Source organism: Sinorhizobium sp. Y406 (genome assembly GCF_058732025.1).
The window spans coordinates 879694-905011 of the sequence record NZ_CM178974.1; the positions used below are offsets into that span (position 1 = coordinate 879694).

At 61.3% G+C, this 25318-nt stretch carries 21 protein-coding genes; 11 read left to right on the plus strand and 10 right to left on the minus strand.

What is annotated here, in order from left to right; all coding sequences use genetic code 11:
* Window positions 1–195 precede the first annotated feature (195 nt).
* Window positions 196–1017 carry an enoyl-CoA hydratase gene (locus AC4P1R_RS04225; RefSeq protein ID WP_069460693.1) on the plus strand — a complete coding sequence of 274 codons (822 nt, stop codon included), beginning with the start codon at window positions 196–198 and terminating at the stop codon, window positions 1015–1017.
* A 45-nt stretch (window positions 1018–1062) separates the two neighbouring features.
* Here the strand turns inward: AC4P1R_RS04225 and AC4P1R_RS04230 are convergent, their stop codons facing one another.
* The gene (locus AC4P1R_RS04230) at window positions 1063–1899 is read right to left on the minus strand and encodes an EamA family transporter (RefSeq protein WP_069460856.1); all 837 of its coding nucleotides are present in this window, start codon (window positions 1897–1899) and stop codon (window positions 1063–1065) included.
* A 211-nt stretch (window positions 1900–2110) separates the two neighbouring features.
* On the opposite strand from AC4P1R_RS04230, the gene AC4P1R_RS04235 reads away from it, so the two are divergent.
* The 3 genes from AC4P1R_RS04235 to AC4P1R_RS04245 all read left to right on the plus strand — a co-directional run bounded on the left by AC4P1R_RS04235 (window position 2111) and on the right by AC4P1R_RS04245 (window position 4649).
* Window positions 2111–2539, plus strand: coding sequence for a CoA-binding protein (locus tag AC4P1R_RS04235; protein WP_069460694.1), 429 nt, complete (start codon window positions 2111–2113; stop codon window positions 2537–2539).
* Window positions 2540–2557: 18 nt separating this feature from the next.
* A complete protein-coding gene (locus AC4P1R_RS04240; protein WP_225190730.1) occupies window positions 2558–3841 on the plus strand; it encodes an O-acetylhomoserine aminocarboxypropyltransferase in 1284 nt (427 codons plus the stop codon).
* 418 nt (window positions 3842–4259) lie between these two features.
* Entirely contained in the window at window positions 4260–4649 is a 390-nt protein-coding gene (locus AC4P1R_RS04245) for a hypothetical protein (protein WP_131820501.1), read from the plus strand.
* Between the two features lie 416 nt (window positions 4650–5065).
* On the opposite strand, the gene AC4P1R_RS04250 is transcribed toward AC4P1R_RS04245, so the two are convergent.
* From AC4P1R_RS04250 to AC4P1R_RS04280, 7 genes are all read right to left on the minus strand, one after another.
* Window positions 5066–6001 carry an MBL fold metallo-hydrolase gene (locus tag AC4P1R_RS04250; RefSeq protein ID WP_069460697.1) on the minus strand — a complete coding sequence of 312 codons (936 nt, stop codon included), beginning with the start codon at window positions 5999–6001 and terminating at the stop codon, window positions 5066–5068.
* Complete coding sequence (locus AC4P1R_RS04255; RefSeq protein WP_069460698.1) at window positions 5998–6798, minus strand: SDR family NAD(P)-dependent oxidoreductase; 801 nt, start codon at window positions 6796–6798, stop codon at window positions 5998–6000. The genes AC4P1R_RS04250 and AC4P1R_RS04255 overlap by 4 nt, the downstream gene beginning before the upstream one ends.
* 37 nt (window positions 6799–6835) lie before the next feature.
* Window positions 6836–7297 (minus strand): DUF4126 domain-containing protein, encoded by a 462-nt coding sequence (locus tag AC4P1R_RS04260; RefSeq protein ID WP_106407938.1) that lies wholly within the window; start codon window positions 7295–7297, stop codon window positions 6836–6838.
* 104 nt (window positions 7298–7401) lie between these two features.
* The gene (locus tag AC4P1R_RS04265) at window positions 7402–8232 is read right to left on the minus strand and encodes an alpha/beta fold hydrolase (protein ID WP_069460699.1); all 831 of its coding nucleotides are present in this window, start codon (window positions 8230–8232) and stop codon (window positions 7402–7404) included.
* A gap of 258 nt (window positions 8233–8490) precedes the next feature.
* Window positions 8491–9039, minus strand: coding sequence for a type 1 glutamine amidotransferase family protein (locus tag AC4P1R_RS04270; RefSeq protein ID WP_069460700.1), 549 nt, complete (start codon window positions 9037–9039; stop codon window positions 8491–8493).
* Window positions 9040–9135: 96 nt separating this feature from the next.
* A complete protein-coding gene (locus tag AC4P1R_RS04275; RefSeq protein WP_492177454.1) occupies window positions 9136–11931 on the minus strand; it encodes an ATP-binding protein in 2796 nt (931 codons plus the stop codon).
* A 343-nt stretch (window positions 11932–12274) separates the two neighbouring features.
* On the minus strand, window positions 12275–13081 hold the full coding sequence (locus tag AC4P1R_RS04280; RefSeq protein WP_492177455.1) for a hypothetical protein: 807 nt from the start codon (window positions 13079–13081) through the stop codon (window positions 12275–12277).
* A gap of 578 nt (window positions 13082–13659) precedes the next feature.
* On the opposite strand from AC4P1R_RS04280, the gene AC4P1R_RS04285 reads away from it, so the two are divergent.
* The gene (locus AC4P1R_RS04285; protein ID WP_069460703.1) at window positions 13660–14004 is read left to right on the plus strand and encodes a cupin domain-containing protein; all 345 of its coding nucleotides are present in this window, start codon (window positions 13660–13662) and stop codon (window positions 14002–14004) included.
* A gap of 34 nt (window positions 14005–14038) precedes the next feature.
* Here AC4P1R_RS04285 and AC4P1R_RS04290 read toward each other — a convergent pair whose 3' ends face one another.
* Both AC4P1R_RS04290 and AC4P1R_RS04295 read right to left on the minus strand, forming a co-directional pair.
* Window positions 14039–15247: a right-handed parallel beta-helix repeat-containing protein gene (locus AC4P1R_RS04290; protein ID WP_069460704.1), complete on the minus strand. Its 1209-nt coding sequence runs from the start codon at window positions 15245–15247 to the stop codon at window positions 14039–14041.
* A gap of 84 nt (window positions 15248–15331) precedes the next feature.
* Window positions 15332–16570 carry a cytochrome P450 gene (locus tag AC4P1R_RS04295; protein WP_069460705.1) on the minus strand — a complete coding sequence of 413 codons (1239 nt, stop codon included), beginning with the start codon at window positions 16568–16570 and terminating at the stop codon, window positions 15332–15334.
* Between the two features lie 168 nt (window positions 16571–16738).
* On the opposite strand from AC4P1R_RS04295, the gene AC4P1R_RS04300 reads away from it, so the two are divergent.
* The 6 genes from AC4P1R_RS04300 to hupB all read left to right on the plus strand — a co-directional run bounded on the left by AC4P1R_RS04300 (window position 16739) and on the right by hupB (window position 25241).
* Window positions 16739–17593: an endonuclease/exonuclease/phosphatase family protein gene (locus tag AC4P1R_RS04300; RefSeq protein WP_069460706.1), complete on the plus strand. Its 855-nt coding sequence runs from the start codon at window positions 16739–16741 to the stop codon at window positions 17591–17593.
* Window positions 17594–17725: 132 nt separating this feature from the next.
* Window positions 17726–19285, plus strand: a complete 1560-nt coding sequence (locus AC4P1R_RS04305; RefSeq protein WP_069460707.1) for a phospholipase D family protein — start codon at window positions 17726–17728, stop codon at window positions 19283–19285.
* A 312-nt stretch (window positions 19286–19597) separates the two neighbouring features.
* Complete coding sequence (gene clpP / locus AC4P1R_RS04310) at window positions 19598–20230, plus strand: ATP-dependent Clp endopeptidase proteolytic subunit ClpP (RefSeq protein ID WP_069460708.1); 633 nt, start codon at window positions 19598–19600, stop codon at window positions 20228–20230.
* Window positions 20231–20610: 380 nt separating this feature from the next.
* Entirely contained in the window at window positions 20611–21888 is a 1278-nt protein-coding gene (gene clpX / locus AC4P1R_RS04315) for an ATP-dependent Clp protease ATP-binding subunit ClpX (RefSeq protein ID WP_018239383.1), read from the plus strand.
* Between the two features lie 439 nt (window positions 21889–22327).
* Entirely contained in the window at window positions 22328–24748 is a 2421-nt protein-coding gene (lon, locus tag AC4P1R_RS04320) for an endopeptidase La (protein ID WP_069460709.1), read from the plus strand.
* 220 nt (window positions 24749–24968) lie between these two features.
* Entirely contained in the window at window positions 24969–25241 is a 273-nt protein-coding gene (gene hupB / locus AC4P1R_RS04325; RefSeq protein WP_069460710.1) for a DNA-binding protein HupB, read from the plus strand.
* Window positions 25242–25318 lie beyond the last annotated feature (77 nt).

The following is a 25318-nucleotide window of genomic DNA, read 5'->3' on the forward strand; positions in this document are numbered from 1 at the left end:
AAGGGCGAGGGAGAGGTCAAGAGCGGCATTTTCCGCCTCAACAAAGAAGAGGAAGCAAAAACAATTAGTTATGTAAATGGTATCATAATACCACACAGTTTTTGACCAGGGACGCTCGCGCGAGCGGCCTGCCGGGGTTGAAAGACCTGTGGCTGCGGCGTACGACGTGTTCCTTCGTGATAATGGGAGAAAACCATGGCTGACGTCGTTGCCTTCAGGAAGGAAGAGCCGGGCGGCCTGCTTTTGCGGGAGGCAAACGGCCCCGTGCTGCGGCTGACGTTGAACAACCCTCCGGCCAATGCCCTCTCGCTCGCGCTTCTGGAGGCGCTGGCGTCGGAACTCGACGCCGTCGCCTCGTCGAAGGAGACCAAGGTCGTCGTCATTGCCGCTTCGGGCAAGGTCTTCTCCGCCGGCCACGATCTGAAGGAACTGACGCTTCATCGCGCCGACAGCGATGGCGGCCGGGCTTTTTTCGAGCGCGCCGTCCGCCTTGCGGCCGATATCATGCTGAAGATCACCAGGCTGCCGCAGGCGGTCATAGCCGAGATCGACGGGCTTGCCACCGCGGCGGGTTGCCAGTTCGTTGCAAGCTGTGATCTTGCGGTCTGCACCGACAGCTCGACGTTCTGCACGCCCGGGGTCAATATCGGCCTCTTCTGCTCGACGCCGATGGTGGCGCTGACGCGCACAGCGCATCGGAAGCAGGCGCTGGAGATGCTGCTCACGGGCGAGACGATCGATGCGTCCACCGCCAAGGACTTCGGCATCGTCAACCGCATCGTGCCGCAGCAATATCTGCGTCAGGTGGTCGACAAATATGCCTCGGTCATTGCCTCCAAATCGCCGCAGGCGCTTAAGATCGGCAAGGAAGCCTGCTATCGGCAGGCCGAAATGCCGCTCGATGCCGCCTATGACTACGCTGTCGGCGTCATGGTCGAGAACATGCTCGCACGGGATGCGGAGGAGGGGATCGGTGCCTTTCTCGGTAAGCGCATGCCCGAGTGGAATGAGGACTAGCAGGTCCACGAGAGTGCCTGCGGCAAACCTGAAGAATCCAGGCCCCTAAGCGAGCCGGAGCAGCAGGGCGCCGAGCGCAATCACGCAGGCCGCGGCGATGCGCCAGATGCTGACGCGTTCCTTCAGGAACACGACGGAAATCACCACTGCAAAGAGGATGGCGGTCTCGCGCAGCGCCGCGACGGTCGCAACCGGAGCCCTGGTCATCGCCCAGAGCGCCAGCCCGTAGGAGCCGAGCGAGCCGGCGCCGCCGACAAGGCCGCGCAACCAATGGTGACGGACGTGGCCCAGCACGGACCTGACGCCGCGCGTCATGAAAGCCCAGGCGAAAAGCAGGACCGGGGGCAGCGGTGCCATCCAGAGCGTATAGGAGATGGCGTTGCCGGAAACACGCGCGCCGATACCGTCGATGAAGGTGTAGCTCGCAATCACGCAGGCGTTCAGAAGGGCGAGAGCAATGGCGCGCCGGCCGCCCTTGCGCGATTCCAGCGCGAGCGTCAGCACCCCCGCCGAGATCGTCAGGATTCCGGCGAGCGCGCCGTCGGTCAGATGCTCGCCGACGACGATGCTGCTCGTCGCCGCGACGATTAGTGGCGCCGTGCCGCGCATGAGCGGGTAGACGAGGCCGATATCACCGGCGCGATAGGAGGCGGCCACCAGTTGGAAATAGGCGAACTGGAAGATTGCCGAGACCAGGATGAAGGGCCATGCCTCCGGCCGCGGCAGCGGCAGGAGGGGGAGAAACGGCAGCGCCACGACGGCGGCGCCGAGCGCAACCATGGCGGCGTCCAGCGACTTCTCCGCGCCGGCTTTGACGAGCGCATTCCAGGTCGCATGCAGAAGCGCCCCGAAGAGCACGAGCGCAATGACATCAAGCGGCAAGATGAACCTCGGTTGGCGCTTCGGAAGGAGGGTCGGGAACTTGTCGCCTTGCATTCGGGGAAATGCAACCGGATTCCAGTATCCGAGTTGAAATTCGGCGCGACGACAACGAATCGGTGCAAAGTCGGCCGAAAGAACCGCGATTTGGTTGACTCGTCGCGGGGCGGCGCCAACTATCGGCGCAATTGGCATTCGATGGGCGACTGGAAGCATGAAACACGATTCTTATCCGGATGGTTACCTCGCCGATATCCTGCGCGAGACGAAGACAGTCGCCCTCGTCGGCGCCTCGCCGAAGCCCGAAAGGCCGAGCCATCGGGTAATGGCTTTCCTGCTGCGTAAGGGATACCGCGTCATCCCGGTCAATCCCGGCCAGGCGGGCAGAACGATCCTCGATCAGCCTGTCGTTGCAAGGCTCGCCGACATCGCCGAGCCGATCGACATGGTCGACGTTTTCCGAGCCCCGGCGGCCTTGCCGGGGCTCGTCGACGAAATCCTGGCTCTCCCCCGTTTGCCCAAGGCAATCTGGGGCCAATTGTCGGTGCGCGACGACGAAGCCGCGGCCAAGGCCGAAGCCGCGGGCCTAAAGGTCGTGATGGATCGCTGCCCGGCCATCGAGTATCCGCGTCTGATCGGCTAGGCGAATAGGGAGAACATGATGACGAAAGCCGGACCCGGCTTCAGCACGCTGGCCATACACGCGGGAGCCCAGCCCGACCCGACGACCGGCGCGCGCGCGACGCCGATCTACCAGACGACGAGTTTCGTCTTCAACGACGCGGATCACGCCGCGGCACTCTTCGGGCTGCAGCAATTCGGCAATATCTACACCCGTATCATGAATCCGACGCAGGCGGTACTGGAGGAGCGGATTGCCGCGCTCGAAGGCGGCACGGCGGCGCTTGCCGTGGCTTCGGGCCATGCAGCCCAGCTTCTCGCATTTCATACGATCATGAGCCCGGGCGACAACTTCATCGCGGCACGGCAGCTCTATGGCGGTTCCGTCAACCAGTTCGGCCAGGCCTTCAAGTCCTTCGCCTGGCAGGTGCGTTGGGCCGATTGCGCCGATCCGGAAAGCTTCGGGGCAGAGATCGACGGGCGCACGAAGGCGATCTTCATCGAGAGCCTCGCCAATCCGGGCGGCATCTTCGTCGATATCGCAGCGGTTGCCGAAGTCGCCCGCCGGCACGGCCTGCCGCTGATCGTCGACAATACGATGGCGACACCCTATCTCGTGCGGCCGCTGGAGCACGGGGCGGATATCGTCGTCCATTCGCTGACCAAGTTCATCGGCGGCCATGGCAATTCGATGGGCGGCATTCTGGTCGACGGCGGCACGTTCGATTGGTCGAAATCAGGCAAGTATCCGCTTCTTTCCGAGCCACGGCCTGAATACGCGGGCATCGTGCTGCACCAGGCCTTCGGCAATTTCGCCTTCGCCGTTGCGGCCCGCGTCCTGGGGCTCCGGGATTTCGGACCGGCGATCTCGCCCATGAACGCCTTCCTGATCCAGACGGGCGTCGAGACGCTGCCGCTGAGGATGCAGCGCCATTGCGATAACGCACATGCCGTGGCCAAATGGCTGGCGGCGCAGGAAAAGGTCTCCTGGGTCCGCTATGCCGGGCTCGATGGCGACCCGAACCATGCGCTCCAGCAGCGTTACTCTCCGAAGGGGGCAGGCGCTGTCTTCACCTTCGGGCTCAAGGACGGATACGAGGCGGGCAAGCGTTTCGTCGAAGCGCTCGAGATGTTCTCGCATCTCGCGAATATCGGCGACACCCGCTCGCTCGTCATTCACCCGGCCTCGACCACTCACCGGCAACTCACGCTGGAACAGCAGGTTTCTGCCGGTGCCGGGCCGGACGTCGTCCGTCTGTCGATCGGCATCGAGGACGTCGAGGACATCATTGCCGACCTGGATCAGGCGCTGGCGAAGGTCTGATGTTGTTCATCACAAACGTCTGTTTTTTCCGCGCATACCTCTGACACGTTTCAACCGTCGATGGTGGGTGTATTCTGAGGAAAACAAACAGAAATCCCCCGCATGTGAAACTTGTGGCAGGGGATTTGGCAGGTCCATCTGGATGTTTGCAGGATTGTGATCCAGCCACTTTTCGGCTACCCAGCCCCAGCCGATTTCCTGAACCAGACGGTAGATGCGTTGGGGCAGCTAAAAAGCCTTCCCCCTCCAGCCACTAACCTCAGTGTGGAGTCGTTGGGCTAACCTTCTCCAACCATATAACGCGTGTTATCGGGCTATTGCGTATGCCGTCTGGGCACATCCTATATTCAATGGCAAAAAGCCGGTGGCTGCAATTTCGGGTCTGGATCGTGCTCGGCACGAGCTAGGCCACCACTTCGTGGGCTACCATCTCAAGTTTGAGATGGGCGACGTTTCGATCGAACCTCCGCTAGGCAATCTGGTCTTCATCGGCGGCACTTCGGAACTCGACACGTCAAGGCCGATAACTTCGATGCTTGAGTTGGAAAAGTGGTGCGAGGACCGGGTGAAGGTCTTGTACGCAGGCGTAATAGCCCAAGCTCTAAAGGGAGGCGTGGTCGACAACCAAGCGGCTATCTGTCTTACCACCGAAGTCAGCGGCCATATGGATCACAAGATGGTCTCGCAGCTAATGAACCTCCTTCGCAACGTCCGCTACAGTGATCGCCCCCGAGCCGACGCGGAAATCTCCATGCAGGCCGACGAGCTCGAGCTTTGGAGTGAAACGTCCGACTTGGTCGCGAGCTAAGAACCGACCAACAATTGGCCCGCCGCCGACAAAGGCTGAGTGAAATTGAGAATGAGCACGGACCCATACTGGGCGTCGCCGGTCAGAACGGGATTATAGAGCCGCGCCGGGCTGGAAACCGAAGAGGCAGATGGCGGCAGCGACGGCCAACTCGAAGGAGTTTGATGCTTCACGCCAGCGAGCGGAGCAAGGTCCAGGGCGCGAATGACTTCCTCGTCTTCGGCACGGTCCCCTGCGCATTGTCACTTCTTCACAGCTCGGTTTCCGGCCATCCAAGACACGGGCGTTCGGGATTTCGTGGTGGGCGTCTTCCACCGGGAGAACTGGACCGTCGAGGGAGCCTCGGATGAAATTGATGGGTATGAGCCGCATGATCTCGTGGACTCCGGGCCGCCCTGCACACCGGGAGTGACGTCCTATGCCTTCACGAACGCATATCCGCTCCCGCGACGCTCCGCATACCCGATGCCTGGATATGCCCAGTGGTAGCCGAGCATCCGCAACTTCTCGGACGCAGCCCGATCCAAGAGCATTTGCCTGCTTTTGAGAGCGGTCTCCGCGTCGGTATCGAAGCCGAAATGCCATGAAGGATGCTCGAAGAAGATGACATCATTGGTGCAGGCGTCCCCTGTGACGAGGAGGTTCTCGTCGCCGGCGAGTTCGATTGACATGTGACCTGGCGTATGGCCTGGGGTGTCAACGACCAGCATGCCAGGTACGATCTCCTCGCCCGGTTTGACGAGTGTCAGTCGATCCCGTACGGCGAACAGGTCGCGCTGGGCCCCCTGCGCGAAACCGTGCAGGACTGGAGGCATCTTGGCTTCGAAGTTCTTGTCGGTCCAGAAATCCCATTCGGCCCGGCTGACGAAGTAATGGGCATTGGGATACAGAACCTTGCCGTTGGAGGTGATCGTCGCGCCCGAGTGATCGGGATGGGCATGGGTGAAGACGACCTTCGTGATCTTCGCGGGGTCCACGCCCAAGGCGCTGAGGTTGACCGCGAGCTTTCCGGCCGTGGACTGGAAATTCGACCCGGAGCCGTTGTCAATCAGAATGAGGTCGTTGCCGTGGCGGATGAGTGGAATATTGGCCTGCACAGGTGCGCCTTGGTCGTTGCCGCCGAGCCTTGCCATTATCATCTGCCGTTCCTCGGGCGTGGCGTCTGGCAGGAGTATTTCGGCTGGCAGTGTAATGAAGCCGTCACTGACGACGGTGATGTCGAACGCGCCGTGCTTGAACCGGTGGAAATCGGAGGCGTACAAGGCTGGCGGAAGTACTGCGGCCGAAGCCGCCGCGGCGGTGACTGAGAGAAAGTCGCGACGCGTGAATAGCACTGCTCTTGGATCGCTCATCTCATCTCTCCTCTCGGCCGATACCGTGCGGCCGCATGTTTCAGCGAGAGGTGCGGCCCGAGGTCGCGTCTTGTCCTTTCATGCTGCTCCCAGAGGTCGCTGTCGGCGAGGGAGGGGATCGTCACCACCTCCCCGCGATCGAAACCAGCCAGGGCTGCGTCCACCATTTCGCCCGCGTCCATCATCATGTCCGCGGGGATCACGCCGATGTCGATGCCGGCTCTGTCGAATATCTCGGTTCGCGTGAAGCCCGGAAGCACGGTTTGCATCCGGACGCCGTGTGGCTCCAGTTCTGCGGACAACGCCTGCGTCAGAGCAAGAACGAACGCCTTAGTCGCGACGTAGGTCGCGTTGAAACGCTCGGGCATCAGCGCCACCGCGGAAGCTATGTTTATGATCGTTCCATTGCGGCGGTGCGCAAAGGTGTGCGCCGCCGTCGCGGTCAGGGAATGCAGGACGTCGACATTGAGCTGGACCATCTTGCTGAGACTGTCGGGGTCCGATCCCAGCAAAGGGCCGTTCGGGCCGATGCCGGCACAGTTCACAAGCAGGGATATCTCGGCGTCCTCGCGAAGCTTCACAATTACCCGTTCCAGATCGGCCACGCTGGTGAGGTCTGCGATCAGAGGAGTGACGACCACGCGGTGGTCGCCCGACAGACGGTTGGATAGTGATTTCAGGCGGTCGAAGTCACGGGCGACGAGAATGAGATCGTGACCCCGGCGGGCCAGCCGTTCGGCGTAAACCGCGCCGATGCCTGATGAGGCTCCGGTGATAAGGGCTGTTCCTTGTGTCATTTTGCTTTCCTGTTCGCTTGAGTAGCGTTGAGAGCGGTCATGGTACGGACGCCACGATGAGGAGAGCGCCGCCGACAGCAGCGGCGTCCTCAATGAGGGCGGCCGGAGTGTCGTGTCGGAACGCTGCGGCGAGTTTGCCTCGCGCGGCAGCACCCCCAATCGTCCCGGCAATCGCACCGAAGGTGCCGGCGAGTAAGCCTCCGGCGAGCGACCCTCCAGCCGCGCCCACCGTGGCCCCGGCGAGCGCCCCCATGAGAATGCGAGCGCCGAATTGCGTCGGCACTTTGCGCGACGGAGTGTTCGGGAGCTGGTCGGTGACGAGCTCGACGAGCGCCAGCGCGGTGAAAATCCAGGGCGTCCACCTGTATCCCATGAAGGCGAGCGGCGTCCCGGAGACATCAAACCAGCCGAGTTGGGCCGCCCAGGCGACGGCCGCCGGGGCTGTCATTGCACGGAGGCCCGCGATGATGCCGATGAGCAGTGCGAGGACGGTTGTCACCCGTGTTCCCTTTCTCGATGCGTTGTTGCCTTGTCAGCCAAACAGGCTGGGGAGCCGCACCGAAACGATAGTCGGGGCACAGCTCTCCTCGCGAAGGCGGCGGGTCAGTCGCGGATGAAGTCCAGGAGGTCCGCGTTAATGATCTCGGGGTGGGTGGTGCACATGCCGTGAGGCAGGCCTTCGTAGGTCTTGAGCGTGCCGTTCTTCAGGAGCTTGACCGAAAGCGGAGCGGAGTCGGCGTAGGGGACGATCTGGTCGTCGTCGCCGTGCATAACCAGCGTCGGCACCGTTATCCGCTCGAGGTCTTCGGTGAAGTCCGTCTCGGAGAAAGCCTTGATGCAGTCGTAATGCGCCTTCGCGCCACCCATCATGCCCTGACGCCACCAGTTGTCGATGACGCCCTGGCTTATTTTTGCGCCGGGACGGTTGAAGCCGTAGAACGGCCCGGCAGGAACGTCGAGGAAGAACTGGGCGCGGTTGGCGACGAGCGCGGCGCGGAAGCCGTCGAAGACCTCGATCGGCAGGCCGCCGGGGTTCTTGTCCGATTTCACCATGACGGGCGGAACCGCGCCGATCAGCACGGCTTTCGAGACGCGGCCAGGCTTCGCCCGCGCAACGTAATGCGCGACCTCGCCGCCGCCCGTCGAGTGGCCGACATGGACCGCGTCCCTGAGATCGAGCGCATCCGTCAGAGCCGCGACATCGGCCGCATAGGTGTCCATCTCGTTGCCGGACCACGTCTGCGTGGAGCGGCCGTGGCCGCGGCGGTCATGCGCGATGACGCGATGACCCTTGTCGAGGAAGAACATCATCTGGGCGTCCCAGTCGTCGGCGCTCAGCGGCCACCCGTGATGGAAGACGATGGGCTGGGCGTCGCGTTGTCCCCAGTCCTTGTAGAAAATTTCCGTTCCGTCCGCGGTCCTGATAAACGACATGTCCTCACTCCTCTTCTCGGTTGAAGTCGCTGGAGGGGCGGCCGACGTTTTGCCGGGCAATACGATTGCGGCGAGGGCGAAACCTCCCGCAAGCAGCACGTCCCTCCGTGTGGCCTCCGCCGTGAATACGACTGATTGTTCATCCATTTTGCATCTCCCTTGCGGTGTCCGCCTGAACGATTACAACCTCTTCCAGAAAGGGCGTTTTCGCGAGTTAAGTGTCGTAAATCCGTGCAAAGGAGCGGTGTAGACAGTGAGTTACGCCGTCGTCGCGAACTGCCTGCGAAGTTCGATCACGTTGAGGAGTGCATGTGCCGCGAGCGCCGCAGACTGCCCACTGTCACCGACGACCAGCAACCCGCTCCCCGCGCCTTCGGCAGCGATGTCGAGGCCTCGGCCGGGGATGATCGCCACGGGCTTCATGTCTCCGAGGAAGGCCCGGATCATGGGCGCGACGCCCAGGCCGTCCGCCCCCCAGATCGAGCCTGAAAATCCGAAACAGAACGCTGCGTCGAAATCGTCGATGACGATCTGATCGAGGCTCAGAGTATCGGCAAAGTCATCCCTCGCGTCGCGATCCGAGAGAAAGCGCTGAACGCATGGCTCCTCGCTTGGGAACTGGCGCAGATCGGGGGCAAGCGCGGCATACCCGCCCGTCGGCGTGGCGAGAACGACGTCCGCCTCTACGTCCTTGAACATGTAGTAAACGGGTGCAATTCGCTCGATGCGTATTTCATCGTTCGAGGACTCTCCGACCATATCCGCCGACAGAATGACCAAAAGGCGGATCGGTGTGGCATGGTCCATTTGCACTCTCCTCTTCCTGGCATTTGTGCACGGATCGGGGAGGGCGGACGAGTTGAGAGTTGTAAATCGGTGTAAACGGAACGCTCTATCCGCATCTCACGAAGGCACGGAAGGATCGCCCGCGGGAATGATTGGCGGTGCCTGCATCCCCCCATCACCTCGCCGCTCGATGACAAACTCGTCGGCTTGGGCAGCGGCCAGCGCGGCGCGACACTGGGCGATGTCCTCCACGATGAGACGTTTCCATCCCTCCGCCTTGTCGACGAGCGCGCTTTCGAGAGCGGCTTCGAACGCGGCCAGTGCCGACGGTCCACCGCCCGCCGCCTGGGCTTCTATATGGCCCTTGACTCGATGAAGCTCGGGCAGGCACCAGCGCTCGCCAGAAGAGGCGCAGCGGCCGAGCGCGGCATTTATTGCCGCCAGTGCCTCTTCCAGGCAGCCTGAGGCGGCAAGAGCCTTGGCCTCCGTCGTCTGGAAGATCGTCTGGAAGAGCGTGAAGCCTGCCCCGACGAGCACGCCCATGCTCGAGCGTATTTGTGTCAGGCACTCGCCCGGCTTTCCCGTTCTGAGCTGAAGTTCGGCCTCGAAGCAGTCCGCATAGGTGTTCCAGACGTCGAGTGACAGCGCCTTCGTGTGCTCGCGCAGGAGCTCGATGTATTCTGCTGCAAGGTCGTTGCGGCCAGCAAGCAAAGCTATGGGGCATGCCGCCTCCGCCAGGACGTTGCTGAGCGAAAGGTGGTGGCGGATGTCCAGCGCGTGCCTGATGGTCTCGGCGATCTCGCGGAGGGCGGCGTCCTCTTCCCCCAGGACCCAAAGGCACCGCGCCAGAATGATCCTCGCGGTCACTCGCTGGTCGAACTGGAAACGGACGGAATGTCGCCCGTCGGGAACGGTCTCGTACTCGGCCAGCATCATCCGGAGCTCGTCCACCGCTTCCGCGTGTCGGCCGAGCCAGTGCAGTGTTGCTCCATGCATGCGGCGTCCGATGATGACGTCCGCCCGATCGGGTGAGGATGGCGCGACTGCCAGATAACGACCGACCAGCTCGAGGGCGGGTCTCGGCTCCCCTCGGTTTATCGCGTCTACCCACAACGCCCACATGGCGCGCAGCTGGTAGTCGACATCGCCCAGCTTTTCCGCGATGTGCAAGGCCGTCGTCCATGCGCCTATGCCATGCTTCGACGCATCGGTGGATCGCATCTGCGGCCATCCAAGCGCAGCATACAGCTTCATCCTGCTCCGCTCGTCGAGATCGGGTCGCGCATCGAGGTGGCCGAGTGCCTTGGTTACGGCGACCAGACATTCGTCGAGTAGGGAAAGGCGGAAGAGGAGGGGCAGAGCGGCCACGGTCAATCGTACCGCTCGGAGGATGTCGCCCGAATTGCCGAAGCTCCACTCGAGCGCAGCGCGAAGGCCAGGCACCTGCTGCGCGAAATCCTGCGACCACTCGTCCATCGAGACGGAATAAATCTCCCCTTCCGCCGCCTCGAGCAACGCGATGAGGTGTTCGGAAAAACTGGACATGACAACGGAGAACTCTCCGGCGTCGGCCAATTTCTCCGAGGCGTAGAGGCGGGTGGTGTCGAGCAGGCGATAGACCGGCTCACCGTAATGGGTGTCCGCGACCAGCAGCGATTTCGAGACGAGTGCCGCAAGAAGGTCATCGGCTTCGCCGCCGGAGATAACGGCGCGCGCGGCTCCTCCCGTGAAGCCGCCTGGCAGGACCGAAAGTTCTTTCAGGGCCTGCTGCTCCGGCGGCGGGAGACGCAGATAGCTCCAGTCGATCGTTGCACGAAGCGTCTGATGCCGGGGAAGCGCCGTCCTGCGGCCGCGCGACAGCACGCGGAAGCAATCGGAGAGGGAGCGTGACAGCGCGGCCACGCCAAGGGACTCAAGGCGGCCCGCGGCAAGCTCGATTGCCAGGGCGATGCCGCCGAGCCTCGAGCAGATTTCCGCGACGTAGGGCGCGTCGGCATCCGAAAGTTCGTACCCGCCGAGACAGGCGTCGGCGCGATCCACGAACAGCTGGACCGCTGGGGAAACCAAGGCGGCCGCGGCGGTGGCGGCAGAAGGAGGAAGACCCAAGGGCTGCAGGCGGTAGACGCGTTCGCCGCGTGCGCGGAGAGGCTCGCGGCTCGTTGTGAGTACTCGCGGAGATATTGTCTGATCCAGCAGCGCTTCAGCGAATTCGGCCGCGTGCTCCACAACGTGCTCACAACTGTCGAGGACGACCACCACATTACGCGCATCGAGATGTGCGCTTATGTCCCTCACTATGTTGTCGGTGCGGATCAGGATGCCCAGCTCCGACGCGACCACGGTGGGGACCAGAACTCCATTCCCGATTTCCGAGAGATCGATCCAGACAGCGTCAAGGTCTGCCGCACACCTCGACAAGACGGCTTTCGCGAGGGTTGACTTACCAATGCCGCCCGGTCCGCAGATCGTGACCAGCCGCTCCTTGGCCAGTTGGCCCGCAATTCCGGCGATGCTTTCCTCTCGGCCGAAAATGCGCGCGGGAAAGCGTCCGGAGTGCGAATTCGCAAGCGGAGCGACACGTACGGACGCTGCCCGGTTGTCCCGTTCCAGAGGGGCGATGAACGCGTATCCGCGTCCCGGAACGTTACTTATGAACCGCGGAGAGCCCTGGCTATCCCCAAGTGCCTTTCGGAGCGCCGATAGATGCACCCTGAGATTCGCCTCGTCGACGAACGTATTGGGCCAGACCTGCTTGATGATCTCGTCGTTGGTCTTCAATTCGCCGGGATGCGATGCGAGGAATGACAGGATGTCGAGCGCCCGGCTTCCCAGCGGCACCGCTGTTCCCTCCTTCAACAGGCTGCGCCTGGCGGGGATTAACCGAAATGGCCCGAAGCGTATTTCCTCTTCCAAAGCGCCGCCCTCATGGAACTACCGAAGATTGAGCCGGCGACGCGCTAGTTGTCAATCAAACCGTAAAGACGCGGATCACGTCTCACCGCGACTTGCCTACAGGGCGATTGCAGCTGTCTAGGACATTGATATTCCCCTAGAGCGGGAAGAGTGTTCGGGGGCGAGGCATGCGTATTGGGCTGGGCGTCTGCAGTGGTCATCCGACGGACTGTTCGACGAACGCTAAGGCAAGCGCGCAATTAGCTACGCATTAGGCGTTCGGCGAAACCTCACGATAATCGCTCACCGGATGCCTCGCAGACAGATCGCAGAATTCAGACGAAATGGTGCTGACGATCTATGTTCACGCCGCCGCTTCAGTTGTAAGTTGAGGCGATATGCGTGCGTCAATCGAATGAAAGGCAGCCGTCTTCTTAAATGCGGCGAAGAGTTCGTTGCGGAACTTCCTAATTGCAGCTTGGCTTCCTTCGTTTACCAGCCAAGCCTTTCTGACAAGGTCGTAGAAAGCACGATGCTCTTTAAAGTGAGCCTTGCTCAAAATCCGCTGAAGACCGTGAGTCGATCTACCCGCGGACTTTTCCTCAGCGATCTTCTCGGCAATACTGTCGAAGTCCTTCAATACGTCGCTTGCCGTGAGCTTCGAATAACCGAAGGCCTGTACCTCGTGCCAGAAGGCGTTATGCGCCTCGCCCGTCATCAGTTCTCGCAGAAAAATGGAAAACATGCGATCGGGTGGCGACCCGCCCGGCAAGGCTATTATGTGGTGCTTTGGATCGGACATTTGGTCGCCGTCGAGTATGCATATCGACCGCATCGATGACTGATTCATCTTCAAATCGCGGAAGAGGCTGGTCAGAGCGTCTGAACCGATGTTCGCCTCAACGAAGTGCAGAAGGTTCTTCGCCGACGCAAATCCGGTGTCCAACGTCTTGCTTATGTAGTCGAGGAGGTGTTGCAAGAAAAACCGAGCCTCGTCATCCTCCGTGTACACGGGGATGAAAATGTTTCGGTACAGGGACGAAGCCTGAAGACCGCTTAGATGCATTTCAATGTGCGAGGGACCAGGATCAGGCATGGTGCTCACACTGTCCATCTGATCAACCAGATAGACGATGCGGTGGTCTACGTGTTCCTGAGTTTCAACTTTCATATACCATCCCGCCGCGAATCTTCGCGCTAAAGTAACGTAAGTCGCTCAGGAATATTCCACAACACCAGAGCTAAACGCTTATCAGTTCATCCATAACAACTGTCGCGGCAACAATCGCATTTGTCACCCCCCGGTGTTGGACGCTGATGTTTGAGGCCGGACCCGGCTAGCCCACGGGAGCCTCGGCCTAATGGCGAGCCCGAGGAAACGAAGCTATCCGCCCCAGTGCGATCGCCGGCAGATAGCTGCGGATCAGTCCGACGGAGCGGGGGACAGGAAACTGACTGGAGTTAGATGGGAAGGGGAGGCCCGGCCTCGTTCTTCAGGTCCAGCGCGGCGTAAGCCACATCTGTCATGAATTCCCTTGGAAATGCAGGGGCTTGCCGTACGGTTGCAGAGTTGGTCAATGGTATGCGATGTAGATGCCGCACCTGATCACGGGTATCTGAGGAATCGACCAATGGTATCTGAAGCCGGTTTCAGAAAAACTGAATGTTTTCAATTCGGCGCTTGTCAGAGGTATGTGACGAGCCACATCTGAAGCCAAGGGCCAAGGAATTGCAGCAAGGAGGTGCCTCATGAGCCACATGCTGAGATTTGATCCGGTTGCGGCCGAAGCGGAGATCGGCGCTCCGGCGCCCGATCGGCTGATTTCAGGAACGCCTGAATTCCGCACCTGGAACATCGAGGAAGCGCCCGGGGGGCTTTATGCCGGCATCTGGGAATCGACGCCCGGAAAATGGCGGGTCATCTATGAAGAATGGGAGTATTTCCACATCCTCTCCGGCTATTCGATCGTGACTGAGGAAGGCGGCGAGGCCGTTCATCTGCGGCCCGGCCACCGCATGGTCCTGCGGCCCGGCTTCAACGGAACATGGGAAGTCGTGGAAACGACCCGCAAGGACTACGTCGTCCGGCTTTAGGCAGAGCCTACCAACGCTCGCGTTTTTGCCCAGCTCACCAGCCGCCGCTCCCGATATTGCCGCTGACCTCGTTGCTCGGATCATCGTTCCGGATCAGGCTTGCCGAGCCACCGTCCAGCCGGTTGTTGCGCACCACATTATTCTCGGCGAAATCGAGATTGCTAGCGCTGCTTCCGAAGGGATAGGCGGGATCCTTGAAGCAATAGCTGCTCGAGCCATTGCGCGAGTTCAGCCATACGGCCGGCCTTGCGAGGAACGATGAGCGGTAGCGGAACGTATTACCGACGATCTGGTTGAATTGCGGCTTCTGATGCCGGATCACGCCCCCTTCGCCGCAATTGCGATAGACGAAGACGCCACCATTGTCTGTGTGCTCGAATGTGTTGTTGGTGATCCTGTTCCCGGCCGAACCGTCGATGGCGATCAGTTCTCGCTTCTCCGTGGTCAAGCCGAAGACGTTGTTGCTGATCGTGTTATTGGCGGACTCGGCGTCCAGGTAGACGGCGACGGCCGTCGAACGGCCATTGACCTTGGAATTCACGAGCGCCGCATTGGTTACACCGGGTCCGACATAAAAGGGAATGCCGTCCGGCGCGTCGAAGGTCACGTTCTCCAGGCGCACATTCCTTGGCGCCGAGGCCTGGGCGAAGGCCGTGTGGTCACGGTTGCGGGACGACAGCTTCATCGTCTCACCATTGGCGTTCTCGCCAAGCCCGTAAAGCCGCACGAAGCCCTTGATCCGGCAGTTGCGAATGGTCACGGAGGACGGTGCGTCCCACGCGCCGGCCGCCGACTTCCTGGAGCGGACCGCAATGGCGGTCTTCTCCTTACGCGATTGGCCGGCACTCACGTCAAGCAGTCCGCCGCCGCAGTCGAGAACGGAACCGGAGGCAGCACTGCCTTCGAAGACGACCGGATGTGTGATGACGTCTGATGAGGACAGGCGAAGGCTGCAGGCAAGCGTGACGGCGTCGGTACCCGGCGTCTTGAGCTTAGCCTGCATGTCCGCATCGCAGGCCGGCTTCTCCACCACGTCTTCGACCGGTGGCGCTGTGGGAGGCGTAGGTCTGGACGGCTCCGTCGGCTGGGAGGGCGTGTTTGGCTGGGACTGGTCCGGCCGTTGCTGGACGGGGTATCCGGGCGCGCCCCTGAGAGCCGTGTCGGCAACCGTGGCGAGGTCGCTCTGGCAGCCGCTGAGGGCGAGGCCGACGGCGATCAGGCTCGTGAACATCGTTGGCTGCATTGGCAGGGCTCTCCTCGCGATTCCATCAAGAAGGCATAGGACGCCATGCTTAACGGATTGTGAAGCGCTTCCGGGCCTATTGCATTACCAGACGAGATCCAGCCGTTCCAAGCCGTGGAAGTGGAAGCTGTCCTTGACCGGCGGCTCATCTTTCAGCCGAATGCCCGGCAGCCGCCGAAAGAGGATCGGCAGCGCAATGTTGAGTTCCAGCCGGGCGAGCGGCGCACCGATGCAGAAGTGCAGGCCCGCGCCGAAGGAGACGTTGGCGCCTTCATCGCGGTCGGGCTTGAACGTGTCGGGTGCGGAGAATTTGCGCGGGTCGACGTTCGCAGCGCCGAGCATCAGCCCGATCCTGTCGCCCTTCTTCAGCGCAATGCCGTCCTCGAGCTCGATGTCGCAGAGCGCATAACGCTGAAAGATGTGCAGGGGGGCTGCGAAACGCAGGCACTCCTCGACGGTGCGCTGCGTCGTTTCCTCACTAACGAAAAGCTCGGTGGCGGAAAGGCCGGACTTGAGGATGGTGCGCACGGCGTTGCCGATCTGGTGCACCGTCGCCTCGTGGCCTGCATTCAGAAGCAGGACGGTCGTCGAGACCAATTCGGCCTCGGAGAGTCGCTCGCCGTCCTTCTCGGAGGTGATCATATGGGTGAGCAGATCGTCCGCCGGCGCTGCACGTTTCCCGGCGATGATGCCCTTGAGGTATTCGGCGAATTCCGCGGAAGCACGGTTGGCGTCAAGCTCCGTCTCGACGCTCGGATTGAACACATACATCTTTACCATCCGGTGCGACCAGTCGAGCAGCCGAGGGGCCGCCTCGAAGGGGATCCCGAGCATTCGTGCGATGATGGTGACTGGGATCGTTTCCGCATAGGTCTTCAGCAGTTCGACCTCGCCATCCTTTTCGAATGTGTCGATGACCGCATGCGAGAGCGCTTCGATCTCCGGTCTCAGCTGCTCGATCTGACGGGAAACGAAGGCGCGGTTGACCAGCGTTCGCAGTCGGGTATGCGCCGGCGGTTCCAATTCGAGCAGCGAATGCGCCTCCAGCGCATCGAAATCCTTGAGATGCGGCTTCGGCTCGGCAAGGCCGAGTTCCTCGCGCGTCGCGACATGAAGGATCTGGCGGCCGAAGCGGCGGTCGCGCAGCAGCGCGTTCACCTGCTCGTAGCCCGCAAAGCACCACTGCCGCGGCTCCTCCCAGAAAAAGGCGGGGCATTCCGCATGGAGCGCGGCATAGGCGGGAAGCGGATTGCGGTAGAAATCGGGATCGCGAACGTCGAGGCGAACGCGCCGGGCGGCGCCGTCTATGGAGATTGGTGTCATGATTTCGTCTCTTGATGCATGTCATAGATCTCTATTGCGCCGGACGACGTTGCCGCAAGAGCAATCGGCGAGCAGCGTTGGTAGAAGCGAGGCGGGCACAAAGTCGACTTTTTTGGGTGGCACTGACCAACTTATTTGCGCATGATGCGGCAGCAAGCAAGGAACGCCATGGCGAGATCGCAAGGTACACTGTCCGCGGGGATCATGGCAGCGATCCGCAAGCGGCGGCCGACCGTCGTCAATCGCGACGCGGCGGTGAGCCGCGGCGACATCGTAATTGCATCCTACAACATCCATAAATGCGTCGGCATCGACGGCCGCTTCGATCCGACGCGGACCGCCCAGGTCATCGCCGAACTTGGAGCGGATATCGTGGCCCTGCAGGAGGCCGATCAGAGATTCGGCGAACGCGCCGGCCTACTCGATCTCGATCACCTGCGTCGGGAAGCACATCTCGTTTCGGTGCCGATCTCTCCATTTTCTGAAAAAGGCCATGGCTGGCATGGCAATGTCCTTTTGCTCAGGGAAGGGGCCGTTTCCGCTGTGCGGCAGCTGAACCTCCCCGGCGTCGAGCCGCGCGGCGCGCTCGTCGTCGATCTTGACCTCCAGGTCGGACCGTTGAGGGTGATCGCCGCCCATCTCGGCCTGCTCCGCCACTCCCGTGCGCGACAGGCCGAAACGATCATGCAGGTCGCCGCCGACGGCGGCGATCGGCCGACCCTCCTGATCGGCGATCTCAACGAGTGGCGGATGGGCAAGCGCTCGTCCTTACGATTCCTGCACCCCCTCTTCGACCCCTCCCACGGGACCGTCGCAAGCTTTCCGTCGCGTTTCCCGCTCTTTCCGCTCGACCGGGTCCTCGGCAACCCCCACCAACTCGTGACCTCCGTGGCGGTGCACGACACGCCGCTTGCGCGGGTGGCCTCCGATCACCTGCCGGTCAAGGCATCCATCGACCTGAAGGCCGCCATCAAGGACGAGGACGGACGCCACGCGGGGCTCCTCGGCGTGGAGCCCGTGTAAAGAATGCCACCACGTCTGTGCGCAGATCGGAGAGGGTTCAGGGGTAAACTCGCGGGATGGAGTCCCATGGTGGCACTTGCATGTCTCCTTCGATCAAGGTCGATTAATGGAGACATGTGGTAGGCGGCAGGCATGTTGTCGTGGATTGCGCTCTTCCTCACCGTCCTTTTCGCGCTGCTCGCGGCGGCGACAGTCTACGTGTACGGTGTGTTCGGCCGTCGCCCCCATGCGCTGCCTTCCTTTGCCCTGCCGATTGCCGGCGAGGAGACGGAAATCGACAGGGGCGTTGCCTCGCTCATGTCCGACGGCTTGCCTCAAAGCGCGATAGCCCTGGTGTCTGACAATATCGAAGCCTTTGTCGTACGGGCCCATTCGGCCCGCCGGGCCGGGCGCAGCCTCGACCTGCAATATTATTACTGGAAGGACGATCTGACCGGTCTCCTGCTGACGCGCGAGATCATCGAGGCGGCGGATCGTGGTGTGCGCGTTCGCCTGCTGCTCGACGATATCAATGCCGGGATCCATGACCGCCTCTGCATCTCGCTCGACGCTCACCCGAATGTCGAGGTACGCCTCTTCAATCCGAGCCGCGCAAGGGTTGACCGCTTCCGTCGCGGCTTCGAAATGGCGGTTCGTGCATTCAGCGCGACGCGGCGGATGCATAACAAGCTGTGGCTAGCGGATGGGCGCCTGGCGATTTCCGGCGGCCGAAACATCGGCGACGCCTATTTCGACGCGGCGGAACTCTCCAATTTCCGCGATCTGGATGTCTGGATGACGGGGGCAGTGGTCGACCAGGTGACGGAAATGTTCGACCAATACTGGAACAGCTCTTCCGTTCTGCCGATCGCAGCGCTGAGAACGCCGCGCAAAGCTTATCTGCCGGCGCTCCGCGAGACGCTCGAAGCGCTGGCGCGCACCGCTGGCGCCCGCTTCTACCTGGAAAAGGTCGACAATGCGGAGGCCGGTCCGGGTCTCTATTGCGGCAGTCGAACTCTCCACCGCTGCGAAGGCGTTCGCGTGGCCTTCGATCCGCCGGAAAAGGCGCTGATGCAGAAGCGGCAGAATTGGCTCCTGCGGGAGCTCTTTCCGCTGATAAAGGCGGCCGAGCGCGACCTGCGCATCATATCGCCCTACTTCATTCCGGGTGCTGAGGGTACGCGCGAACTGACTGCGCTCGCGGCGAAGGGCGTGAAGGTGGCGGTCCTGACCAATTCGCTTGCGGCGACCGATGTAGCGGCCGTTCATGGCGGATACATGAAATACCGCATTGGCGTGCTTCGCGGCGGCGCCGATATTTACGAACTCAAGGCGTCCGGCGATTTTCTCGACCATCACCGCATGTCGCTGTTCGGCGCGCGCAATGCGAGCCTCCACACCAAGGCGTTTCTCGTCGACGGCTTGACGGGCTATGTGGGCTCGATGAATTTCGACCCGCGATCCGCGTCCCTCAACACGGAGATGGGGGTCATCTTCTCGGACCGGGCGCTTGCCGCCGAACTAGAAACGATCTTCGACGAAGAGACATCGCCGGAGCGCAGCTACAGGCTGCTTCTGGAAGGCGGACGGCCCGTTTGGCGCGACCGCACGAATGGTGTGGCTCGGCTGCTCAGGCACGAGCCCGAGGCATCCCTGTTCCGCCGGCTCATCGCGGGCGCGATCCGTTATCTGCCGTTGGAATCACAGCTTTGAGGTGCGCCATGCTCTGGCCGTTGATCGCCCCTGCTGCCGGTCGAATTTACGGGTCGTTTACCGCACAATCGCGAATGCCTGTGCGCAAGGCGCCAATGGATGCGCGTGCCGAGGCAGCCGTTGGAAAAATGTTCTATCGGCAGGGGCGCGCGGCCAATGAAAAGCTTTGGGCCCGGCAGCCGCGACCTTTAAGCTTATCGAGCGCTCGCGACTTGAAGTGAAGGGCATTGACACTCTATGTAAGGGGCCGAGGCTTATCCGATGATTCCCGGTCCGCGAAGGGATTGCGGGCCCGACTGATGAAGGTTCGATATGAGAAATCCAGTTGATACGGCCATGGCGCTGGTGCCGATGGTTGTCGAGCAGACCAACCGCGGCGAACGGTCGTATGACATCTATTCGCGGCTGCTCAAGGAGCGCATCATTTTCCTGACGGGCCCGGTCGAAGATCACATGGCGACGCTTGTCTGCGCGCAGTTACTTTTCCTCGAGGCGGAAAACCCGAAGAAGGAGATCGCGCTCTACATCAATTCACCCGGGGGCGTCGTGACGGCCGGCATGGCCATTTATGACACTATGCAGTTCATCAAGCCGGCGGTTTCTACACTCTGCATCGGTCAGGCGGCGTCGATGGGTTCGCTGCTCTTGGCCGCTGGCCACAAGGACATGCGCTTCGCGACGCCGAACTCGCGCATCATGGTTCACCAGCCGTCGGGCGGCTTTCAGGGGCAGGCCTCCGACATCGAGCGGCATGCGCGCGACATCCTCAAGATGAAGCGCAGACTGAACGAAGTTTATGTCAGGCATTGCGGTCGTACCTATGAAGAGGTGGAACAGACTCTTGACCGCGATCATTTCATGAGTGCCGACGAGGCTTTAGACTGGGGTTTGATCGACAAGGTGATCACGTCTCGAGAAGCCGCCGAAGGCGGCGAAACGGCTTGAAGTCGAAATTTTGGTCCGCACAGATGCGATTGTGACGCATTTGTAACGGCGAAGGGCTTTATCGGTAGGGTAAAGCCGCTAATATGAGCCGAAATGCTGTGCTGCTTCATGTCCCTCGACCCGATTAAAGGGCGAAAGACATGCGGCAATCGAAGGTGCTACATCGGCCTTTGCGTGTTTGATAAGACGCGCGAGCGCTGCAGGTTTCTAGGTGCAGCGTTATGAGTGGGGAGACTCGTTGCAGCCGAAGGTCGGGCAGTTTGCCTGAACGGTGTGTACTCCCCGGGGACGTCGTGCGGGCGATGAGGGCTCGCGCAAGGCGATTTGAGTAGTCCGTGATATCTTTCCGAAGGTGTCCGGCGTGCTGGAAGGAAGTGAAAATGAGCAAGGTCAGCGGTAGCAACGGCGGTGACTCGAAAAATACCCTCTATTGTTCGTTTTGCGGCAAGAGCCAGCATGAAGTTCGCAAACTGATTGCCGGACCCACCGTATTCATCTGCGATGAATGCGTGGAACTCTGCATGGACATCATCCGCGAAGAGAACAAGACCTCGATGGTCAAGTCTCGCGATGGCGTGCCGACCCCCCAGGAGATCATCAAGGTCCTCGACGAGTATGTCATCGGCCAGCAGCAGGCCAAGCGGATCCTGTCGGTTGCCGTGCACAACCATTACAAGCGCCTTGCGCATGCTGCCAAGAGCAGCGACGTCGAGTTGGCAAAGTCGAACATCATGCTCGTCGGGCCGACCGGTTGCGGCAAGACCTATCTGGCGCAGACGCTGGCCCGGATCATCGACGTTCCCTTCACCATGGCCGACGCCACGACCCTGACCGAAGCCGGCTATGTCGGCGAGGACGTCGAGAACATCATCCTGAAGCTGCTCCAGGCTGCCGACTACAATGTCGAGCGCGCGCAGCGCGGCATCGTCTACATCGACGAGGTCGACAAGATCTCTCGCAAGTCTGACAACCCGTCGATCACCCGCGACGTCTCGGGCGAGGGCGTGCAGCAGGCGTTGCTCAAGATCATGGAAGGCACCGTTGCCTCGGTGCCGCCGCAGGGCGGCCGCAAGCACCCGCAGCAGGAATTCCTGCAGGTGGATACGACCAACATCCTCTTCATCTGCGGCGGTGCCTTTGCTGGTCTCGACAAGATCATTTCCGCCCGCGGTGAAAAGACCTCGATCGGCTTCGGGGCCACCGTTCGTGCGCCGGAAGACCGCCGCGTGGGCGAGGTCCTGCGTGACCTGGAGCCGGAAGATCTGGTCAAGTTCGGCCTCATTCCGGAATTCATCGGCCGTCTGCCGGTGCTGGCGACGCTTGAGGACCTCGACGAGGACGCTCTGATCCAGATCCTGTCGGAGCCGAAGAACGCGCTCGTGAAGCAGTACCAGCGGCTGTTCGAGATGGAAGACGTCGAACTGACCTTCCACGAGGACGCGCTCAGGGAAATCGCCCGGCGGGCGATCGTCCGCAAGACCGGCGCCCGCGGCCTGCGTTCAATCATGGAGAAGATCCTGCTCGACACCATGTTCGAGTTGCCGACGCTCGAGGGCGTTCGCGAGGTCGTCATTTCGGACGAGGTCGTCAAGGGCACGGCGCGGCCGCTCTACATCTATTCGGACCGCTCCGAGGAAAAGACCAACGTCTCGGCTTGACGGCGTTGCTCCTGTCACTGAATAGCCCGCATGTGCGGGCTTCTTCACGAGATTCATGACCGAGCGCCAGGTTGGCCGAACCACGGGCCGAGGTCACCCCGCGGCGAGGCCCATTTCTGATTTTTGGCGTGTTTTCTCCCCATTTTTGAACAATTTCGGGCGCAAAATCATTGTCGTCAAGCAAAACGATTATTGCTAAACCTCCACGACGACGCGATGATGTGACGATTCAATGAAGCCGGTTGCAGTGCACCGGTCCCCGTGTCGTAAGGTCCGCAACAGCATTTCAGCGTAGGGCGGAATTCTCATGGAAGCGAGATTGCACCTGGGCTTGAAAAGGCATCTTCCGCACTCCACTTTCACGTGGACAATGTGATGGCCGGGAGTGCTGCCAAGGCTCCCGGGAACGGGCCCGAAATCGGGACGGAAAGGAAATGACATGACGAACAAAACGTCTCCGGCGACTGAAAGCGCGACCTATCCGGTTCTGCCGCTGCGTGACATCGTGGTATTCCCGCACATGATCGTGCCGCTCTTCGTCGGTCGCGAAAAATCGATCCGCGCGCTCGAAGAAGTCATGGGTACCGACAAGCAGATCATGCTGGCGACCCAGATCAACGCGACGGACGACGACCCGGAACCTTCCGCGATCTACAAGGTGGGAACGGTCGCCAATGTCCTGCAACTGTTGAAACTACCCGACGGTACCGTGAAGGTCCTCGTCGAAGGGCGCGCGCGCGCTGAGATCGATCGCTATACGGAGCGCGACGATTTCTACGAAGCGGTGGCGCATGTGCTCCACGAACCGGAAGAAGATCCGGTCGAGATCGAGGCGCTGAGCCGCTCGGTCGTGTCGGAATTCGAAAGCTACGTGAAGCTGAACAAGAAGATTTCTCCGGAAGTCGTCGGCGTCGCAAGCCAGATCGACGACTACTCGAAGCTCGCCGACACGGTGGCCTCGCACCTCTCGATCAAGATTGTCGAGAAGCAGGAGATGCTGGAGACGACCAGCGTCAAGATGCGGCTCGAAAAGGCACTCGGCTTCATGGAAGGCGAGATCTCCGTGCTGCAGGTCGAGAAGCGCATCCGCTCGCGCGTCAAGCGCCAGATGGAGAAAACGCAGCGCGAATACTATCTCAACGAGCAGATGAAGGCGATCCAGAAGGAACTGGGCGACAGTGAGGACGGCCGCGACGAAATGGCCGAAATCGAAGAGCGCATCTCCAAGACCAAGCTTTCCAAGGAAGCGCGCGAGAAGGCTGACGCGGAGTTGAAGAAACTGCGCCAGATGAGCCCGATGTCCGCGGAAGCGACGGTCGTGCGAAACTATCTGGACTGGCTCTTGGGCCTGCCCTGGGGCAAGAAGTCCAAGATCAAGACCGACCTCAATCACGCCGAGAAGGTGCTAGACACCGATCATTTCGGTCTCGACAAGGTCAAGGAGCGCATCGTCGAATATCTGGCTGTGCAGGCCCGTTCCGCGAAGATCAAGGGCCCTATCCTGTGCCTTGTCGGCCCTCCGGGCGTCGGTAAGACCTCGCTTGCCAAGTCGATCGCCAAGGCCACCGGCCGCGAATATATCCGCATGGCCCTCGGCGGGGTGCGCGACGAAGCCGAAATTCGCGGTCACCGTCGGACTTATATTGGCTCCATGCCCGGCAAGGTCGTGCAGTCGATGAAGAAGGCCAAGAAGTCGAACCCGCTGTTCCTGCTCGACGAGATCGACAAGATGGGCCAGGACTTCCGCGGTGATCCGTCTTCGGCGCTGCTGGAAGTGCTCGATCCGGAACAGAACTCGACCTTCATGGATCACTATCTCGAGGTCGAATACGACCTGTCGAACGTGATGTTCATCACCACGGCGAACACGCTGAACATTCCGCCGCCGTTGATGGACCGCATGGAAGTCATCCGCATCGCCGGCTACACCGAAGAGGAAAAGCTGGAGATCGCCAAGCGGCACCTGCTGCCGAAGGCGATCCGCGATCACGCGCTGCAGCCTAACGAGTTCTCCGTCACGGATGGCGCACTGATGGCGGTTATCCAGACCTATACGCGGGAGGCGGGTGTCCGCAACTTTGAGCGCGAGCTGATGAAGCTTGCGCGCAAGGCGGTGACCGAGATCCTCAAGGGCAGGACCAATAAGGTCGAGGTGACGGCGGCAAACGTCCACGACTATCTTGGCGTGCCGCGCTATCGCCACGGCGAGGCCGAGCGCGACGATCAGGTCGGCGTGGTCACCGGTCTCGCCTGGACCGAGGTCGGCGGCGAGCTTTTGACGATCGAAGGCGTGATGATGCCGGGCAAGGGCCGCATGACGGTCACCGGCAACTTGCGTGAGGTCATGAAGGAATCGATTTCGGCGGCGGCATCCTATGTCCGCTCGCGCGCGATCGATTTCGGCATCGAGCCGCCGCTCTTCGACAAACGCGACATCCACGTCCATGTGCCGGAAGGCGCGACGCCGAAGGATGGTCCGTCGGCAGGTGTCGCTATGGCGACGGCAATCGTCTCGGTCATGACCGGCATCCCGATCTCCAAGGATGTGGCGATGACCGGCGAGATCACGCTGCGTGGTCGCGTCCTGCCAATCGGGGGCCTCAAGGAGAAGCTGTTGGCGGCTCTGCGCGGCGGCATCAAGAAGGTGTTGATCCCTGAAGAGAACGCCAAGGACCTCGCCGAGATCCCGGACAACGTGAAGAACAGCCTTGAAATCATCCCGGTGTCGCGGATGGGAGAGGTGCTTGAACACGCTCTGACCGGGCGCCCTGAGCCGATCGAATGGGATGCGTCGAACGAGGCAGCTTCGATTACTCCGGTCGATTCGCAAGACGAGGCGGGGGCGTCGATCGCCCACTGAAGACGTCGAAGCGGCACGGGAGTGTGTCCCGGGTGGCGCAGTTTGACCAAAAAATCAAAAAAGACCGGCATTTCGCCGGTCTTTTTTGTTGTAAAGCAGCCTGCAAGCCTTGCAATCCAAGGGATTAGGCGCAATTGGGAATGGCAAGACGTGGGTGATGCACATGCCGCCCCGGCTTAAGAACACAGTCGTTTCGAACCAGTATGAAAGGGGTGGAAACATGAACAAAAATGAGCTCGTGTCTGCTGTCGCCGAGAAGGCCGGTCTTTCCAAGGCCGATGCGTCTTCTGCAGTTGATGCAGTTTTTGAGACCATCCAGCGCGAACTGAAGAACGGCGGCGACATCCGCCTCGTCGGCTTCGGCAACTTCTCCGTGACTCGCCGCGAAGCCTCCAAGGGCCGCAACCCGTCCACAGGTGCGGAAGTTGACATCCCGGCTCGCAACGTGCCGAAGTTCACGGCCGGCAAGGGCCTCAAGGACGCTGTCAACTAATCGGGCGGTTCGGGTTCCGACGGAACCCGGCGACCGCCGGTGGGCATTCACGCTTGGTGGCTGCCGATTGCGGGCCC